The organism is Oceanobacillus arenosus (assembly GCF_003369575.1).
GTDB lineage: Bacteria > Bacillota > Bacilli > Bacillales > Amphibacillaceae > Oceanobacillus > Oceanobacillus arenosus.
The window spans coordinates 344,506-362,080 of the sequence record NZ_PIOC01000010.1; the positions used below are offsets into that span (position 1 = coordinate 344,506).

The 17,575-nt window shown below is 37.8% G+C and carries 15 protein-coding genes, 2 pseudogenes and 1 riboswitch; of the genes and pseudogenes, 13 read left to right on the forward strand and 4 right to left on the reverse strand.

Features of this window, described 5'->3' with window-relative positions:
* Positions 1-8 precede the first annotated feature (8 nt).
* The 3 genes and pseudogenes from CWR48_RS06420 to CWR48_RS06430 all read left to right on the forward strand — a co-directional run bounded on the left by CWR48_RS06420 (position 9) and on the right by CWR48_RS06430 (position 1,816).
* Positions 9-536, forward strand: a complete 528-nt coding sequence (locus tag CWR48_RS06420; RefSeq protein ID WP_115772396.1) for a ClbS/DfsB family four-helix bundle protein — start codon at positions 9-11, stop codon at positions 534-536.
* Positions 537-651: 115 nt separating this feature from the next.
* Positions 652-1,310: pseudogene (locus CWR48_RS06425) on the forward strand (HAD family hydrolase).
* A 35-nt stretch (positions 1,311-1,345) separates the two neighbouring features.
* Positions 1,346-1,816 (forward strand): GNAT family N-acetyltransferase, encoded by a 471-nt coding sequence (locus CWR48_RS06430; protein ID WP_115772397.1) that lies wholly within the window; start codon positions 1,346-1,348, stop codon positions 1,814-1,816.
* 77 nt (positions 1,817-1,893) lie between these two features.
* Here the strand turns inward: CWR48_RS06430 and CWR48_RS06435 are convergent, their stop codons facing one another.
* Positions 1,894-3,267 carry an MATE family efflux transporter gene (locus tag CWR48_RS06435; RefSeq protein WP_245976739.1) on the reverse strand — a complete coding sequence of 458 codons (1,374 nt, stop codon included), beginning with the start codon at positions 3,265-3,267 and terminating at the stop codon, positions 1,894-1,896.
* Positions 3,268-3,695: 428 nt separating this feature from the next.
* Here CWR48_RS06435 and CWR48_RS06440 point away from each other — a divergent pair, with 428 nt between their 5' ends.
* The 3 genes from CWR48_RS06440 (at position 3,696) to ftsH (ending at position 7,844) form a co-directional block, all read left to right on the forward strand.
* Positions 3,696-4,724 carry a PTS sugar transporter subunit IIC gene (locus CWR48_RS06440; RefSeq protein ID WP_115772398.1) on the forward strand — a complete coding sequence of 343 codons (1,029 nt, stop codon included), beginning with the start codon at positions 3,696-3,698 and terminating at the stop codon, positions 4,722-4,724.
* Positions 4,725-4,933: 209 nt separating this feature from the next.
* Complete coding sequence (locus CWR48_RS06445; protein ID WP_115772399.1) at positions 4,934-5,755, forward strand: alpha/beta fold hydrolase; 822 nt, start codon at positions 4,934-4,936, stop codon at positions 5,753-5,755.
* Between the two features lie 241 nt (positions 5,756-5,996).
* Positions 5,997-7,844: an ATP-dependent zinc metalloprotease FtsH gene (gene ftsH / locus CWR48_RS06450; RefSeq protein ID WP_115772400.1), complete on the forward strand. Its 1,848-nt coding sequence runs from the start codon at positions 5,997-5,999 to the stop codon at positions 7,842-7,844.
* A 63-nt stretch (positions 7,845-7,907) separates the two neighbouring features.
* On the opposite strand, the gene CWR48_RS06455 is transcribed toward ftsH, so the two are convergent.
* A complete protein-coding gene (locus tag CWR48_RS06455; protein ID WP_342772438.1) occupies positions 7,908-9,554 on the reverse strand; it encodes a methyl-accepting chemotaxis protein in 1,647 nt (548 codons plus the stop codon).
* Positions 9,555-9,788: 234 nt separating this feature from the next.
* On the opposite strand from CWR48_RS06455, the gene CWR48_RS06460 reads away from it, so the two are divergent.
* From CWR48_RS06460 to CWR48_RS06470, 3 genes are all read left to right on the forward strand, one after another.
* Positions 9,789-10,067, forward strand: a complete 279-nt coding sequence (locus tag CWR48_RS06460; RefSeq protein ID WP_115772402.1) for a GNAT family N-acetyltransferase — start codon at positions 9,789-9,791, stop codon at positions 10,065-10,067.
* 18 nt (positions 10,068-10,085) lie between these two features.
* Positions 10,086-10,316, forward strand: a complete 231-nt coding sequence (locus CWR48_RS06465; RefSeq protein WP_115772403.1) for an excisionase family DNA-binding protein — start codon at positions 10,086-10,088, stop codon at positions 10,314-10,316.
* Positions 10,317-10,412: 96 nt separating this feature from the next.
* Positions 10,413-11,309, forward strand: a complete 897-nt coding sequence (locus CWR48_RS06470; RefSeq protein WP_115772404.1) for an RluA family pseudouridine synthase — start codon at positions 10,413-10,415, stop codon at positions 11,307-11,309.
* 123 nt (positions 11,310-11,432) lie between these two features.
* Here the strand turns inward: CWR48_RS06470 and CWR48_RS06475 are convergent, their stop codons facing one another.
* A complete protein-coding gene (locus tag CWR48_RS06475; RefSeq protein ID WP_115772405.1) occupies positions 11,433-12,419 on the reverse strand; it encodes a DmpA family aminopeptidase in 987 nt (328 codons plus the stop codon).
* 233 nt (positions 12,420-12,652) lie between these two features.
* Here CWR48_RS06475 and CWR48_RS06480 point away from each other — a divergent pair, with 233 nt between their 5' ends.
* The 4 genes and pseudogenes from CWR48_RS06480 (at position 12,653) to ribH (ending at position 15,940) form a co-directional block, all read left to right on the forward strand.
* Positions 12,653-13,162, forward strand: a complete 510-nt coding sequence (locus CWR48_RS06480; RefSeq protein WP_245976740.1) for a redoxin domain-containing protein — start codon at positions 12,653-12,655, stop codon at positions 13,160-13,162.
* Positions 13,163-13,788: 626 nt separating this feature from the next.
* A riboswitch (FMN riboswitch) is annotated at positions 13,789-13,933 on the forward strand.
* Positions 13,934-14,143: 210 nt separating this feature from the next.
* Positions 14,144-14,794: a riboflavin synthase gene (gene ribE, locus CWR48_RS06495; protein WP_115772408.1), complete on the forward strand. Its 651-nt coding sequence runs from the start codon at positions 14,144-14,146 to the stop codon at positions 14,792-14,794.
* A 12-nt stretch (positions 14,795-14,806) separates the two neighbouring features.
* Positions 14,807-15,409, forward strand: a pseudogene (ribB, locus tag CWR48_RS06500) (3,4-dihydroxy-2-butanone-4-phosphate synthase); the annotation flags it as partial.
* A 60-nt stretch (positions 15,410-15,469) separates the two neighbouring features.
* Positions 15,470-15,940, forward strand: coding sequence for a 6,7-dimethyl-8-ribityllumazine synthase (ribH, locus tag CWR48_RS06505; protein WP_115772410.1), 471 nt, complete (start codon positions 15,470-15,472; stop codon positions 15,938-15,940).
* A gap of 327 nt (positions 15,941-16,267) precedes the next feature.
* On the opposite strand, the gene CWR48_RS06510 is transcribed toward ribH, so the two are convergent.
* A complete protein-coding gene (locus tag CWR48_RS06510) occupies positions 16,268-17,524 on the reverse strand; it encodes an MFS transporter (protein WP_115772411.1) in 1,257 nt (418 codons plus the stop codon).
* Positions 17,525-17,575: the final 51 nt, after the last annotated feature.

The following is a 17,575-nucleotide window of genomic DNA, read 5'->3' on the forward strand; positions in this document are numbered from 1 at the left end:
AGAAACGATTGCCTAGACCAAAGACAAAATCTGAACTCAAAGAAGTAAATAATGAGAAGTTCACAGAGTTAATGGCTTTAGTAAGCTCTATTCCAGCAAATCACCTAGAATCCGATTTTTCATTTGAAGACCGTGATCGTAATATTCGCGACGTTTTAACACATCTGCATGAATGGCATCTGATGATGGAGAAGTGGTATATCGAGGGGATGGCAGGGGAGAAGCCAATCATGCCTGCCCCTGGATATACGTGGAGAACATTACCTGCACTGAATAACGTTATTTGGGAAAAGTATCAATCAATAAATTTAAATGATGCGATGAGAAAATTAAATGATAGCCATTTACAAATGATGCAATTGATTAACAAGCATAATAATGACGAACTATTCACGAAAAAATATTATCGCTGGACGAAGACTACATCCTTAGGTACATATTTCATTGCGAATACTTCTAGTCATTATGAATGGGCGATGGAAAAGATTAAACGCTTTAAAAAAGAAATAGCAAAAGAGAAAATAGTAAAGATCTAAGCTAATGGGATAAGAAGGAAGATTTTTAGTCTATTAGTAAGCCTGAAATGAAGAAGAGACCCAATCTATAGGATGTTTGGGTCTCTTCTTATATCTAAAAGGAGCGATAATACAAATGGAAAACTATATTTTCGATTTTGACGGCACACTGGCAGATTCTAAGCTTTGCAGTGTTATTGCAACGCAGGAAGCATTTAGGGAATTCGGATTAAGTGTGCCAACCTCTGAGCAAATTGAACATTTTATGGGAATTCCAATTGAGGTATCATTTAAAGAAATGGCAGATCACGAATTCACAGCTAGTGCCTTTGATACACTTTTACAGCTATTTCGTAAATGTTATAAAGAAAATGAAAGTAAATCGCTTGCTGCTTTTCCAAAGATTCCTGAAGTATTGGAGGCATTACAATCAGCGAATAAGCAGTTGTTTGTCGTATCAAGAAAAAATCAGATGTGTTATTACGAAATTTAGAACATCTTAAGATTGGAGACTATTTCAAAGATATTATTGGTTCAGATAAAGTAAACCATTATAAACCGCATCCGGATGGAATTCTGAAATTGGTGGAGCAATACGATTTGGCAAAAGAGGAAACTGTAATGATTGGCGATGCAATTTTCGATTTGCAAATGGCCAAATCATCAGGAGTAGCGGCCTGTGGTGTGACTTGGGGTAGCCATAAGCGAGAACAGTTGTTGATGGAGAAACCGGAATACATATTAGATAGTGTGAACGACTTATTAAACCTTAAAGATTATGCCTTGATCAATTAGTTCGTATTCTAAATGTGAAAATTTAGGAGGAATATATGAAACTACATGAATATAAACCAAGCTTCAAAAGCAAAATTGAGAATTACACTTTAACTGAAGAACAGCTTCGATATACAGGGACACCGGTTGAAAATGTCGCACTAGCTGAAATTGATGCTGACAGACATGCTATTTTAGCAATTGAGGAAAATGAACTTGTTACATTTTTCGTTCTTCATGAAAATGAAGGAGTAAAACCGTATTCGGAAAATCCGAAAGCAATATTATTGCGGGCTTTTTCAACAGACTTTAATCATCAGGGAAAAGGAAATGCAAAGAAAGCATTAATGTTACTGCCACAATATGTATGTACTGAATTTCCTTATGCTGATGAGATTGTTCTAGCAGCTAATTTGAATAATTATGCCGCACAATTACTCTATAAAAAGTGCGGTTATATTGATGAAGGTCTTCGGAAAATGGGAAGAAAAGGGGAGCTAATCATCATGAGCTATTATTTAAATTAGCAAGCTCTCAAGGACTTATTGTGAATAAGACAAAAAATAACGCTAAGGTTAGGTCCTTAGCGTTATTTAGTATCACTTCAACCAATAGCAGTTTCTTCTGCTTTATTATTGTCAACCAATGCATATTTCTCCCACTTCTTACTCCGCCACCTGAAGAACATGATAACCGCCCGCGTCCATTCGTCTGCAGCAATTGCCAGCCAAATACCAGCAAGCCCCAGATCTAAATAGAAAATAAGGAAATATCCAAGTGGCAGACTCATCGCCACCATTGAGAATGCGCCAATTAATACTGGGAACTTCGCATCACCTGCAGCCCGCAGTGAGTTAATTAAGACGATATTAATTGTTCTGCCTGTCTCTAGTAGAAAACTAAGTAATAAAACGTCTGCACCTAATTTAACGATTTCTGGATTATCCGTGAATAATTCCAATATGGGTACCCTGAAGAGCACAACAAGGATAACGACAACCAATGTCGCACCGCTTGCCCAGCGAACACTTCTCCAAACGCTGCCATATGCTTCAGAGCTGCGATTTGCACCTACTAATCTACCAACAATAATCGCCGTACCCAACCCAATCGCCAGTGCGAAGAGATAGATAAACATCGAAATGTTCGTTGCATATTGCCGTGCCGCTAAAGAACTTGGACCAAGGAAGGTCGCATAGTAGAGAAAAACAATTTGGCAGGATTGGTACATTACTTGCTCAAAAGCAGATGGAATCCCAATCTTGAGGATCTTATTAATATAATCCTTTGATAATGAAAAATAATAGTTTAGCTTTACTTTTACCTCTGAAATTTTATAAAAGAGCCAGAAGAACACGAGTAGTGCAAGAAAGCGACTAAAAATTGTAGAAATTGCAGCACCTTCGACTCCAAGTTCTGGAAACCCAAAATTACCAAAGATAAGTAAATAGTTTCCGCCTACATGGATAATGTTCATACCGAGGGATACGAACATCGTAGCTTGAGTAAATCCGTGTACACGGATAATTGCCGATAACGAGTTGATTAATGCCTGTAAGAATATTGCTCCACCAACAATCCCTAAATAGCTTTTCGCATATTCAAACACATTTCCTTGTAAATTAAGAGCTTGAAGCATATAACTGCCGAATAAAAGAAAAATGATACTAATTATTATTCCGATTACTAGATTTAACGTAATTGCGGTTGCTGCAATTTTGGAAACATCTTTAAACCTTCTAGAGCCAATATATTGTGCTACAACGATGGAAGCTCCACTGCCAATAACCTGTAAAATTAATATGGCGATTTGCAGAAATTGATTGGAAGCACCAACACCAGAAACCGCATCATCGGAAACAGCGCTAAGCATGAATGTATCCGCAAGCCCCATCAGCATAAATAAAAAAATCTCAATGAAGATTGGCCATGTAAGGATAAATAAGTTTAAATCTTTCTTTGTATTATTTGTTGTCAAAAATTCACCTTCTCAACGATATTCGGTTATATTCAGATTGTATCTTACCATCTTTTGACTAATATGGATATACATAATCGATTGAAAATTATTTAATATTGAAAGCGCTGTTATTGAATTTGGAATAAAATGATAATTGACACTATATGAAATTTGCTCTATTATTATGGCAATACATTCAGTAAAGAGGGAAGAGCAACAAGGGGTATAATAAATTTCCTGATCTGAATAATCAGATTATTATTAACTTATTATGCTATGAACTGAGATATTTTCTATTCAAATGAATTTATACTGAGCCCTCATTGCGTTCATTAAAAAAGAGGCGTTCAAGTATAATGAAGTTTAGCGCCATCCATCAAGGAAGGCTTTTTATTTCTTTATAATAGACAGAAAAATATTATTCTTATAACAGTGGAGGAAAGATAATGAAACAATCAACGAAGAGATACATAATCGATCGAATGCATAAAGCGTCAATAGGACTAGCTAACGCAGTACTAGTAACATTAGGCATTGGTCTTCTAATCGAGACATTTTCTACTTTTACTGGCTGGGAAGGATTTGCAACAGTTGGTTTGGCGGCACAATTAATGCTGGCGCCAGCTATTGGTGCAGGAATGGCATATCAGCTCGGAGGAAATACGCTCGTTATTTTCAGTGCAATGGCCGCGAGTACAGTTGGTGCGAATGCCTTAACAATGAATGCAGAAGGGGCGATGGTACTTACAACGGGACAACCTATAAGTGCGGTATTAGCGGCAATTATTGCGATTTGGGTTGGAAAGCGTGTTACAGGGAAAACCAAACTGGATATGCTCGCTATCCCGTTTTCTGCAATTTTAGTCGGCGGAGTTGCAGGAGTAGGCCTAGCAGCTGTTACAACACCTTTATTAGAATCATTAAGTGCGTTAATTGCCAATTCTGTTTCCGGATCACCTTTAATCGGTTCAATCGTGATTGCACTTATTTGGAGTATCTTCCTTATGTCACCTGCATCATCAGCAGCAATCGCAATTGCGCTTCAGCTTGATCCTGTCTCAAGTGCTGCGGCATTAATCGGTTGTACAGCACAGTTTGCTGGCTGGACGGCAATGTCGTTTAGACAGAATGATTTAGGAGCAAATATTGCGCAGTCATTTTTAACGCCTAAAGTACAAGTACCGAACCTGGTAAAAAATCCGCAACTGGTTGTGGGACCATTCTTATCTTCAGTGATTTGTGCACCAATTGCAATTTTAGTATTTGATTTTGAGGTTCCATACCAGCTTGCCGGACTTGGGCTAAACTCATTTATCGCACCATTAAATATTCTTGCAAACCAAGGTGTTGGTGTATTAATTATGTATCTTGTTATTGGTGTTGTTCTTCCGGCGATTATCTCTGTTGTTGTGTACCATTCCTTCATTACAAAGGGCTGGGCTAAAACTGGCGATTTACGAATGGAAGTACAATAAGGACGGAATTTTAACAATAGTATAGAATGCTTTGTTAATCCATGTAATTCAAAATAAAGCTTGCTGAAAAATTCTACTTAACTGGAGTTTTTCAGCAAGCTTTTTGCATTGTTAGGAAATCAGAATTTAATTCTTTTTGAAAATAATCACTGCATGTTTTGCATTGCATTGTAAATAATAAAGGAAATTATCTAGAACAGGGTGAGACCATGGAGCAAATGCCGTTAGCAAAAGAAATGATTACAATCGGAAATGTTAAGATTTATTGTGAATACGTAATGAACGGCAAACCACCAATCGTATTAATTCATGGATTTGTCTCGTCAACCTACACTTTTTATCGGCTCATTCGACTATTAGAAAAACATTATTCGATCATCGCAATTGATCTGCCAGGATTTGGAAGAAGTGAAAAATCAACTGCCTTTATCTATTCCTATTCGAATTATGCAGCGATCGTTGCAGAATGTATTCAGTATTTTAAACTGGATGAGGTTTGTATTATTGGGCATTCGATGGGTGGTCAAATTGCCTTAAACACTGCAAGAATAATTCCAAACAAAATAAAAAAATTAATATTATTATGTAGTTCCGGTTATTTAAAAAGCGCCAATAGACTGCTAATATATAGCTCCTATCTGCCATTATTTTATCTTGCTGTTGAACTGCATATAAAACGAAAGAATGTAAAGGAAAACCTGCAAAATGTATTTTATAATCATGCCTTAATAACGGATGATCATATTCGTGAATTTGGCAGACCCTTAAAGGAGAAGAATTTCTATAAATCCATGGTTCGATTATTAAGGTATCGCGAAGGTGATTTAACGACAGCACAATTACAAGCGATTAAGACGCCGACATTACTTATTTGGGGGGAAGAGGATCGTGTAGTCCCAGTAAATATTGGCAAGCGCTTGGCGAAGGATTTACCAAATGCAAACCTAGTGATTTATAAAGAAACGGGGCATTTAGTATCTGACGAAAGAACGGCAGAGGTGTATGAACAAATTTTGAGTTATTTCGGATGATGATACTTTGTTCAAAAATGATAAAAGCAATTGGGGCTGATATAATAGGAATAGATATAAGAGTATAACTCTTCAGTAATCAGTGAAATGGTACTAAGAGGTTTTAATAAGCTCTGTACTACTAATCAATTGTAAGAGTTCAAATTAAATAGAGGGGAAATTATTCATGTGAAATTAATCACAAGTACATTTGTTACATTATATCATATATGGGCAAAATGACTGAAAGGAGTGTTTGAATATGAAAGAAGTAAAGTCGCCAAAGAGGCCGATGATCTTTTATTACTTCGTTGCTTTAATTTTTATCTTAGCAATCAATGCGATTATCGTCCCGTTTATTCAACAACAACAGATAGAAAAGGTTGATTATGGTACATTTTTGACGATGATTGATCAGGGAGAAATTGATCAAGTAGAGATTAAGGAGACCTATATATCGTTTACTACTAAAGAGGAGGGTGCTCCAATATATGAAACAGGAAGAGTGGAGGATTATGAGTTAGTTGACCGTCTTTATAATGCGGATGTTGAATTTACTCAGGAAATACCGAAGCAAACTTCTCCATTAATGAGTTTCTTCTTATTTTGGATCCTACCGATTATTATCTTTATCGTGATCGGGCAAATGCTGATGCGTAATCTACAGAAGAAAATGGGTGGTGGCGGAAATGCCATGACATTTGGTAAGAGCAAATCTAAGATTTATGTGGAAGCAGAATCAGGTGTAACATTTGCGGATGTAGCTGGACAAGATGAGGCGAAGGAAGCGTTGACAGAAATCGTTGACTTTCTCCACAGCCCTGACAGATATAGGAAAATAGGAGCAAAGCTGCCAAAGGGTGCATTATTAGTTGGTCCTCCAGGTACAGGGAAAACTTTACTTGCCAGAGCAGTTGCTGGGGAAGCAAAGGTACCGTTTTTCTCCATTTCTGGTTCTGAATTCGTGGAAATGTTTGTTGGGATGGGTGCTTCGAGAGTTCGTGATTTGTTCAAGCAGGCACAGGAGAAAGCACCATGTATTGTCTTTATTGATGAAATTGACGCAATCGGTAAGAGGCGTGATAGTTCTGGGATGCAAGGAAATGATGAAAGAGAACAAACGCTTAACCAGCTCTTAACCGAGATGGATGGCTTTGACAGCAGTAAAGGGGTCATTATCCTCGGTGCAACTAACCGTCCAGAGGTATTGGATAAGGCATTGCTTCGTCCAGGACGATTTGACAGAAGAATTCCAGCAGAGCTTCCTGACTTAAAGGGTCGTGAAGAGATTCTGAAAGTACATTCAAAGAATTTACTAATTGATACAGAAATCGATTTCAATGCAATTGCAAGAGCAACTGCAGGCGCATCTGGTGCAGAGCTCGCGAATATTGCCAATGAAGCAGCATTACGTGCTGTAAGATTTAATCGCACGAAAGTAAACCAATCGGATTTTGAAGAATCAGTAGAAACGATTATTGCTGGTTACCAACGAAAGGGTGCTGTTATCTCGACACATGAGAAACTAATTATTTCCTATCATGAAATTGGCCATGCACTTGTTGCCGCAAAACAGAAGAATTCAGCACCAGTGCATAAGATAACGATTATCCCTAGAACGTCGGGTGCACTTGGTTACACAATGCAGGTGGAAGAAGGGGAGAAGGTACTCTATTCGAAAGAAGATCTGTTTAATAAGATTGTTACACTTACAGGTGGTCGTGCAGCAGAAGAAATCATCTTTAAGTCGATTACAACAGGCGCATCGAATGATATTGAACAGGCGACTAAACTTGCAAGAGGAATGATTACGCGTTATGGGATGAGCGATAATTTCGATATGATGGGCCTTGAAACGGTAGCAAATCCTTATTTAGGCGGGGATACATCGTTAACAGCTTCCGCTGAAACATCTGCAAAAGTAGATGAAGAGGTGCGTAGTCTAATTCACGAAGCACATCAAAAAGCGCTGGACATTCTTAATGGAAATATCGACAAACTACATGAACTATCGAAATATTTACTGGAGCATGAGACGATTACAGGGGAAGAATTTATGCAGATCCTGGAAAGCAAAGAAATCAAAACCTTTACGAATGATGAAATTTAGTTGTAAAAAGGCAAAAAAGAAGCCCACCATCCTTTAAATATGGAATGTGGCTTCTTTTTGGTTTTATTCTACATGAAATTTCTTCGTTATTGCGGATAGGGATTTTGATAGGCCGGTAAGCTTAAGCCCGATTTCATGTGTGTTCTCCATTTGTTTATGTTGATGCTCACTACTTGCAAGCATTTCTTCCGCACTTGCTAAGGTTTCTTGGGAAATAGATGCGAACTCCTCAGCTGTTACTTCTAAATTAGGAAGAAGCTCACGGAAATCATGCAATTCGCCTTGCATGCCTTCTAGTTTTACCGTTACTTCGGTAATCTCCCTCATCAATTCATCAAATGATTCCTTGGATAGATTTGCCATCGAAATATTGTTATTGCTTTTCTTGAGCATCTGTTCAAATTCATTTGTTGCATTTGCTGTAATTTCTTCCATATGAGAAATCGAGTTCGTAATATCGTTTGCAGCAGCCGAGGATTGTTCTGCAAGCTTTCCAACCTCATTTGCAACGACTGAGAACCCTTTTCCAGCATCACCAGCACGTGCTGCTTCGATTGCTGCGTTCAGTGATAATAACTTCGTTTGTTCTGCTATTCCTTGGATCAATCCAACAAGTTTAGAAATCGACATTGAATAATCATTTACCTGCTTGATTGTCTTCGTTAAGTGTTTAAAATCCTTTTCAAATGAACGGATTGTTGAGATTAATTCAGAGATACTCTTTTCGCCATCCACAGCAGAATTCCCCATACTATCTGAACTTGTAAATACGATGTTCATATTATTCAACATTTTTTCGATACGATGCTTCATCACCATGGAATTATTAACACTATTTTCCGAGCTTGTCGCTGTTTGCTCTGCGCCAATTTTAACGACATTAATCGATTCAATTAAATCATGACTTGATTGAAGCGCATTGTCTGAGGATTGTTTCAAATCTGTTCCGGTTTGGTCTAACTCAATGGTCGTACTGTTTAGTTGATTAAGCATTGTTCGCATATGGGTTATCATCGCAGTATAGCTCTTATGGAGCGAAGTGAATTCAGGAATCGTCGTCTTAATCGATACGCTCGAATTAAGATTTCCTTCACGTACCTCACGCATTGCTTTACTCAGGCTTGAGAGTGGCTTGGTTAAAGATCTAACAAATATAATAATCAAGATAGTAGAGATTATTATACTCACCGCGCCAATTCCAATTGAGAGATATCCCATATCATTGATTGGTCCCATAAATGAATTTGTCGGAACGATTATAGTATAAATTCCATTAATCTCCTTCATCTCCTGGAAGGAAATGGAGTAGCTTTTCCCATCTATCGTTTGCAGTGTTTGTCCGTTCTTCGCTTCGGTAATATGTTTTACTAAGGAATCTGGTATCTTCGGCAATGTCTTCTCACTTATAGGAAAGGGCGTAACCGAAGAATCCGTAATATAGAAAAAGTCGGATTTCATTCCATCTTTTTCAAGTTGCTTTTTTTGGGAACGGATATTTGCGTTCAATTGTTGCATGAAATAATCATCTTGTCCAACATATGTAAAATGTAAGCTTTCGGCAATATAACCAATTAATTCTGCTTCACGAGCGAGTCTGTCTTCGATTGTCGTCATCGTGATATTCCTTGCTTGTATGTAAGAAGTAGCACCAACAGCAACAACTGCGATTACCATCAAGGTTACAAATGGTATCAATAGTCTTTTGCGCAATGATGTCTTCCCTAGTAACCTATTAAAAATAAGCCTCATGTTATTAAACTACTCCTTTATCATATGTATGCATAGGATGCAAATAGTACTTTTGGACTGGTTCTGAATAATTATAGCAGAAAAATATTAATTTATTGTAAAGAAATCATGAATTAGTAGAGAAATAATCCTAGAATTCGTAAAAAAATGAGGTATACTATTAAAAGTAGGCTTTATTTAATAGGAGGAGCGATTATGACTGCAATAAATAAAGGGGAAAATAAATTTTACATTGGAGACGATATCCGGAATCCAATCGCAGAAATGACGTTTGTGCAATCAGGAGTAAAAAGAATCGTCATTGATCATACCTATGTAACGGAGGAACTCCGTGGTCAGGGAGTAGCAAGTGAATTACTTGAGCAAGTAGTGCTATTCGCTAGAGAAGAAAAGTTGAGAATCCTTCCACTTTGCCCCTATGCTAAACATAAGCTAGAAAATAATGAGGCATACTTGGACATACTAAGTGTGTAAGGCGAGAGGTGCGATGTGATGTACCTAACGATCAAGGAAACTGCCGAGTATTTATCAACGAGTGTAGAGAAAGTAACTTCATTAGTAATGGAAGGAAAAATTCGAGCCGTTCATGACGGAACGGATTACCTTATATATAAAGAACAATTTACCACTCATTTTGAGCAGGTTGAAAAATACCAACGGATGCTTCAAGACTACTTAAATGAGCCGATCCCTGAAGATATTGATGTCAAGGATGAGGATTAAAATTTGCATATAAATATCATTATCTGTAATGTTAAGCTAAACTACATGTAGAAGTGGTTTATCTTAACTTTTTTTTCAATTAAAAGGAGTATTCAAATGCCAAATAAATATCGTCACGATGCGAAATCATTCGTATACAAAGTTGAGGAAGAAGCGGAATTATTAGCCTTCCTATTAAAAGTAATGTCTAATCGAAGCAGGAATTCGGTCAAATCCATCCTTGCACGTGGACAAGTCACTGTGGATGACCATTTAGAAACAAAATATAATTATTCCCTCTATCCAGGGCAAACGGTCAAAATCCTAAAAAACAAAGCAGCGATTCAAGAAAGTGTCTTAATCGGCATGTCTATTTTGTATGAGGATGATGACATCATCGTAATCAATAAAGAAGCGGGATTATTATCTATTGCAACCGCAAAGGAAAAGAAATCAACTGCACATCATCAATTGATGGAGTATGTTAAGAAAGAAGATCCAGAGAATCGAATCTTTGTCGTGCATCGTTTGGACAAGGATACTTCCGGTGTCATGCTATTTGCCAAAAATGAGCAGGCTAAGAAGAACTTACAACATAATTGGAATGACGTGGTCAAAGAACGTACGTACGTCGCATTAGTTGAAGGAAAGGTTACCGAGGAAAAAGGCTATATGAAGTCATGGCTTAGAGAAAGCAAGACACATCTCGTTTATTCAAGTCATACTCCAAATGACGGTTTACTTGCTGTTACGCGCTATCGACTAATCCAGGCAAATAAAGATTTTTCATTGCTAGAGCTTCAGCTTGAAACTGGTAGAAAGAATCAAATCCGCGTGCATATGCAGGATTTAGGACATCCTGTCGTTGGCGATAAGAAATACGGATCAAAGGAAAATCCAATTCGCAGACTTGGACTACATGCGAAGGTTTTGGCATTTACTCATCCGACAACAGGAAAAGTATTGTCATTTGAAGCGGAAGTGCCTGAATCGTTTTTTACGAAGTCAAAGTGATCTAGGGATATGTTTTGAAGGGTGGACTGCCCCAATTGTCGGACACAATCTAACAATTGGGGCAGTCCAATTTAATGTATGAACGCCTGATACTCATAGGAATTCCGATCAACATCTCATCGTTTAAAGAGGTGCTTTCTCCACAATCCTTCCTTTTCGACCTTTTGTCGTTTCGGAGAATTTTAATGAACGAATCACTGCTTCTTCTGTTGCCTCAATTACTGCTTGAAATAATTGATTCATCATTGGGTGATCATCACGAATGAATTTAATGGATTCTATCGGCTCAGCAGCATGATGATCAAATGTATTAGCAGTAGAAAATGCGATAGCAATATCGCCACTGCCGTTATCGATATTGCTTCCTGTTCGACCGATTCCGACTGCAGAACGTTTGGCAAGCCGTTTTAGCTGTCTATCATAAAGTGGTGCATCTGTTGCGATAATCATCATGATAGAGCCATCTGGTGTATCTAGATTTTTTAAATTTAAATTAGCAAAGAGTGCTTGCTCTTTTTTTCCAAAATTACTTAGTACTAGACAACCAACAGTATAATGATGCCCTTCAACTTCCACCATTCGGGATGCAGTTCCAATTCCGCCTTTATGCCCGAAACAGACCATCCCTTTTCCAGCGCCGATCGCACCCTCTTTAACAGGAGATGTTGTTGCGGTACGAATAGCCTCTATGGCGTGTTCAGGTTTTACCGCTTGCAGGCGTATCGAATTTAAATAGCCATCATTGCATTCGCCAATAAGAAGATTAATCGTACTCGTCGTGTCACCAATTTCTTCCGTTTGTTCGAGCATATATTGCAATGTCCCCTGCATAACAGCACCGACACTAAATGTATTGGTCAGCATAATTGGCGATTCCAATATTCCGAGCTCTTCAAGTTGGACGAGCCCTGCAGTTTTTCCGAACCCATTGATCACCGCACTTCCTGCATATATTTTTTTTCGGAATAGATTATCCGCGTGTGGGAGAATTGCTGTCACACCTGTGCAGATAGTATCCACATCATCGATTTCCTCGTATAAAGTGACATGCCCAACCTTAACTCCATCAACATCGGTAATGCAATTTTCTTTTCCCTTTTGTAATCCCATCATTTTACCTCCTATATATAAGAATTTTTTTGGTAGATAAGAAAGTAAAAAACTTTCTTAACGAATAAGTGCAACTAAGTCTGTCACCTAAAGGCATGGTTAAACCTTAGTTTTCTGAAATTAGCTAAACAGAGTATACCAACGATTGATCTAGAGATTCAATAAAATCCGCTGCATGAATAGAAATAGAGATGGACAAACTATGTTAACCAAGGCTAGTGGAGGATTATATCATGATAAAAAAACTGATATTAATGGTCATTGTTTCGACATTCATTTTATGGTTTGGGTTTGCGGATTTGTCAAAAGCTGATAATACAGTTGGAACGGAAATTGGCAATATTGCGCCGGATTTTGAAATACAGACTATAAGTGGAGAAACAATAAAACTTAAGGATCTTAGCGGGAAACGTGTAATGTTGAATTTCTGGGCAAGTTGGTGTCCTCCTTGTCGGGTGGAAATGCCGGATATGCAGAAACTCCATGAAAATGAGGATATAATAGTGCTCGCAGTTAATTTAACAGATTCGGAAATGAGCCAAAAGGACGTTACTTCATTTGTAAATGAGTTTGGATTAACATTTCCAATAGGACTAGATAAGTCTGGACAAATATCGAAATTATATAAAATTAACCCAATTCCGACGACCTTTATGATTGATTCCGATGGCAAGATCCGTTTTAAACTATTCGGTGCGATGAGTTATAAAATGATGACTGAAGAGCTTGAAAAGATGGATTAAAGCGGTATAGGGAAAGCCCTTATAGCGCTTTTTTTAAGATAACTAGGATAGGCTAGACTTGCTGGGAATAGGTGGAGGAGCACGAATCTATGATTGCAATGATGATATCATCAAGAGGATTGCTTTTATCAGCAGTAGCGTGGGTATATCGTCGGGAGAAAAATTAAATCAGCAGGAGCGCGAAGATATCGGCAGGGGAAAAATTAAATCAGCAGTAGCGCGAAGATATCGTCGGGAGAAAAACTAAATCAGCAGGAGCGCGAAGATATCGGCAGGAGAAAAATTAAATCAGCAGGAGTGCGAAGATATCGTCGTGAGAAAAACTAAATCAGCAGTAGCGCGAAGATATAGGCAGGAGAAAAACTAAATCAGCAGTAGCGCGAAGATATCGTCGGGAGAAAAACTAAATGAGCAGGATCGCAAAGATATCGTCGTGAGAAAAACTATATCAGCAGGAGCGCGAAGATATCGTCGTGAGAAAAACTAAATCAGCAGTAGCGCGAAGATATCGGCAGGAGAAAAATTAAATCAGCAGTAGCGCCCTAATATTTTCCCTAGAGCAAACTTTTTGGATATTTAACGTTAATCGTGCTATACTCATATTGTTCTAAAAAATTTAATATGCAATATTCCTTCGGGGTCGGGTGTAATTCCCAATCGGCGGTGATGATTCAATATCTAAGTCCGCGACCTGTATGGTTTTCTAACCGTATGGCTGATCTGGTGCAACTCCAGAACCGACAGTTAAAGTCTGGATGAGAGAAGGAATTTTAGGCATGCAATTATTTGATGATGAATTGTATTGGTTATTCGCACCTAAAGTTAGTACGAATAAAGCAGTATATTTCTGTTATTCATTTTATTTAGATTACATGCTAACTAAAATTCTAAATCTTCAAGCCCCTGAAAATGCTCAGGGGCTTTTCTGTTGTTCCTATCAAAACCCTCGTAATGGATAGCTGAACAGGAAGGAGGAAGATCATGTTTACCGGAATTGTAGAAGAAAAAGGAACCGTAAAGCGGGTCCACCAAGTATCAATGCAGGCGGTGCAATTAACAATTGAATCAAAGATAGTAATTAAAGACGTGCAAATTGGCGATAGTATTGCAGTCAACGGAATCTGCTTAACAGTTACTGATTTTAATGCCAACAGTTTTCAAGTTGATGCGATGCCAGAAACACTGAAAGCAACGACATTGCATGAACTAAGGACTGGATCGAGTGTGAACCTGGAAAGAGCGATGGCCGCGAATGGCAGGTTTGGTGGTCATTTTGTTTCAGGTCATGTCGATGGAACCGGCGAAATTGCAGCAAAATATAAGAAAGAAAATGCGATTTATTATGAAATAAAAATACAAGAAGAGTTGGCAAAATTTTTGCTGTATAAAGGCTCGATTACAGTCGATGGCATAAGCTTAACCCTGTTTGCAGTGAATAAGGAAAAGTTTACGATATCGCTAATCCCGCATACAGCGTCGGAAACAATCTTGGGTTCAAAAGGCAAAGGCGATTTCGTAAATGTTGAATGTGATATGCTCGCGAAATATGTACAGAACATGTTACATAATCAGTATTTGCAACCAAAGGAAGGCATTAATCAAGCATTTCTAATAAATAATGGATTCATGTAGGGAGTGATCATGATGGTTGATACGATTGAAGAAGCAATCATAGATTTAAGAGATGGCAAGCCAATTATCGTCGTGGATGATGAAAATAGAGAAAATGAGGGTGACTTTATCGCACTTTCAGAAAAGGCAACACCAGAAGTAATTAATTTCATGATTACACATGGAAAAGGACTTGTCTGTGTTCCGATAGAAGCGGATCATGCAAAAAATATCGGCCTAACAATGATGGTAGATAAAAGTACGGATCCACTTGGAACTGCATTTACCGTTTCGGTTGATCATATCGATACAACGACAGGGATAAGTGCATTGGAAAGATCTAGAACGGTTCAAGCTCTAGCAAACCCAGCAGCAAAAATTACCGATTTTAAACAGCCGGGGCATATGTTTCCACTGATTGCGAAAGATGGTGGAGTGTTAACTCGCCCTGGTCATACCGAAGCAGCAGTTGATTTAGCAAAATTAAGCGATTCATTTCCATCCGGAGTCATTTGCGAGATTATTAAAGAAGACGGGAAAATGGCGAGACTGCCGGAGCTAAAAATGATGGCAAAAGATTTAGGATTAAAAATAATTACCATTGCGGACCTCATCGTGTATCGTAAAAAGAAAGAGAACGAGGCAACTTTAAACGCTTAATGAAAAAATAGATTATGAAATAGAGGAGAATGGAAAATGGGAAACATATTTGTAGGTAATGTAGTTGGAATAGATTTAAAGGTTGGTATTGTTGTCGCTAGATTTAACGAATTCATTACGAATAAATTATTGGATGGTGCAATCGATACGCTAAAAAGACATGGTGTAAGTGAAGAAAATATTGATACTGCCTGGGTGCCAGGAGCATTTGAAATTCCATTAATTGCTGGCAAGATGGCAGCAAACAAGAAATATGATGCGGTTATTACGCTCGGAACAGTAATTCGTGGGTCTACTCCACATTTTGATTATGTATGTAATGAAGTGGCAAAGGGTGTTGCAAAAGTATCCACTGACACTGGAAAACCAGTAATATTCGGCGTATTAACAACTGAGTCAATAGAACAAGCAATTGAACGCGCGGGAACAAAGGCTGGAAATAAAGGAGCAGACGCTGCTGCATCTGCAATCGAAATGGCGAATTTAGTTAAGGCATTCGAGAATTAATCACATAATGATGTACACATAAAAAAGGACACTCTATTTTTCATTATTTATCCCGAATTAACTGGCCGTAAAATCCCCACTTCAAGAATTTGAGAAAAATCAAGAATTGTAAGTGGGTGATCAACAGAAAGTCAAAATCCCGATTCGTTCAACTAACATTCAGTGTGGAGGAAAGGAACTTCCCACTGAATGAAGTTTAACTTTATCTTAACTAGAAATTACGTGTAAAAAAAGGACATGCAAATCGTTAAAATGATAAACATGTCTTTTTTTCTTACTTCAATTTTTGTTAAATGTTTTACTGAAGTTAAGATAAGATGGAAATAGTTATTTAAATAAACCTGCTCGAATAAATTTCCTTTTCCAATCAATAGAAATAAAGCTTGTTAAGATAGAAACAGCAAACATTATAATTACGATAATAAATACCGCATAGTAAGAGCCGGTGGTGTCAAAGATAAATCCGAATAAGGTTGTCCCCAATGCAACGCCTAAAGTCGATGCACTCATAATACTTGTATAGATAGGACCATAATCACGATTTCCAAAAACAGCAGTAATTACGGTTGGGGGAAGAATAGTACTTGCTGAAAAACCGATGCCAAATAGCAATCCTCCTGCATATAAAGCAAAAACACCTAAATTATCGCTAAATAGTAAGAAGAGGATACCGGCCACTCCGCCGCCAATCCCTGAAGTAACAGCCCATCTAGCGCCAAGTTTATCATTTACCCAGCCTAATATAAATTTACCAGCTGTTTGTCCAATCATTACACAAGTTACTACAGTTGCCGCTAAAGTTGGCGTAAAGCCAATCGATTGGACGAAGTTTGGAACATGGAAACTAACAGTTGAAACAAGTCCAAGTAGTCCAGTAAAAATAATAATAAGATAAAATGGAAACGACTTTTGTGCATCTTTCTTTTTAACTCCTATAACTTCTACAGTCGCTGGTTTGTTACTAGCTGTATCTGAATCATAAGGTTGCATGTTCAAATCCTTTGGTTTCTCTCTTATCACAAAAATTGTGAATGGAAGAATCAAGATAGCAACTATTATCCCAAGAAAAATATATGTCGGTCTCCAACCAAATGATTCAATAAAGTTACCGGTTATTGGTGCAAATATTGCTCCGCCTACACCCATAAATGCCATCGCAGCACCCAATGCAGTACCCATTTTTACTTTAAACCAGTTGTTGATAATTAAAGGTATGGTACCATAAATTAGAAAAGTACTTCCAATGCCTAAAATAAAGCCTGAAATATAGAATTGGTATACGGATGTGTATGTTCCCATTAAACCAAAAGCTAGTGCATTCATAATTCCAGCAACGCTTAAGATAATTCTTAGATCGAACTTCTTAAGAATTTTGCTAGAGAATGGAAGTGCGACGGTGATCGTTAAATACATAATTGTCGTGTACAGACTTATATCAGCAATACCTATACCAAGGTCTAAACTAACAGCATTGTACAGTAGCCCCGCACAACTAACGATGATACCAACACTTGCAGCATAAATAGCTGCACTTGCAATCATAATCCACCATGCATAATGTAAGCCAAATCTTTTGTTGTTCATGTTATTTTCTCCTTATTGTTCTATTGAAAAAAAGATCTGAATTTCATATTT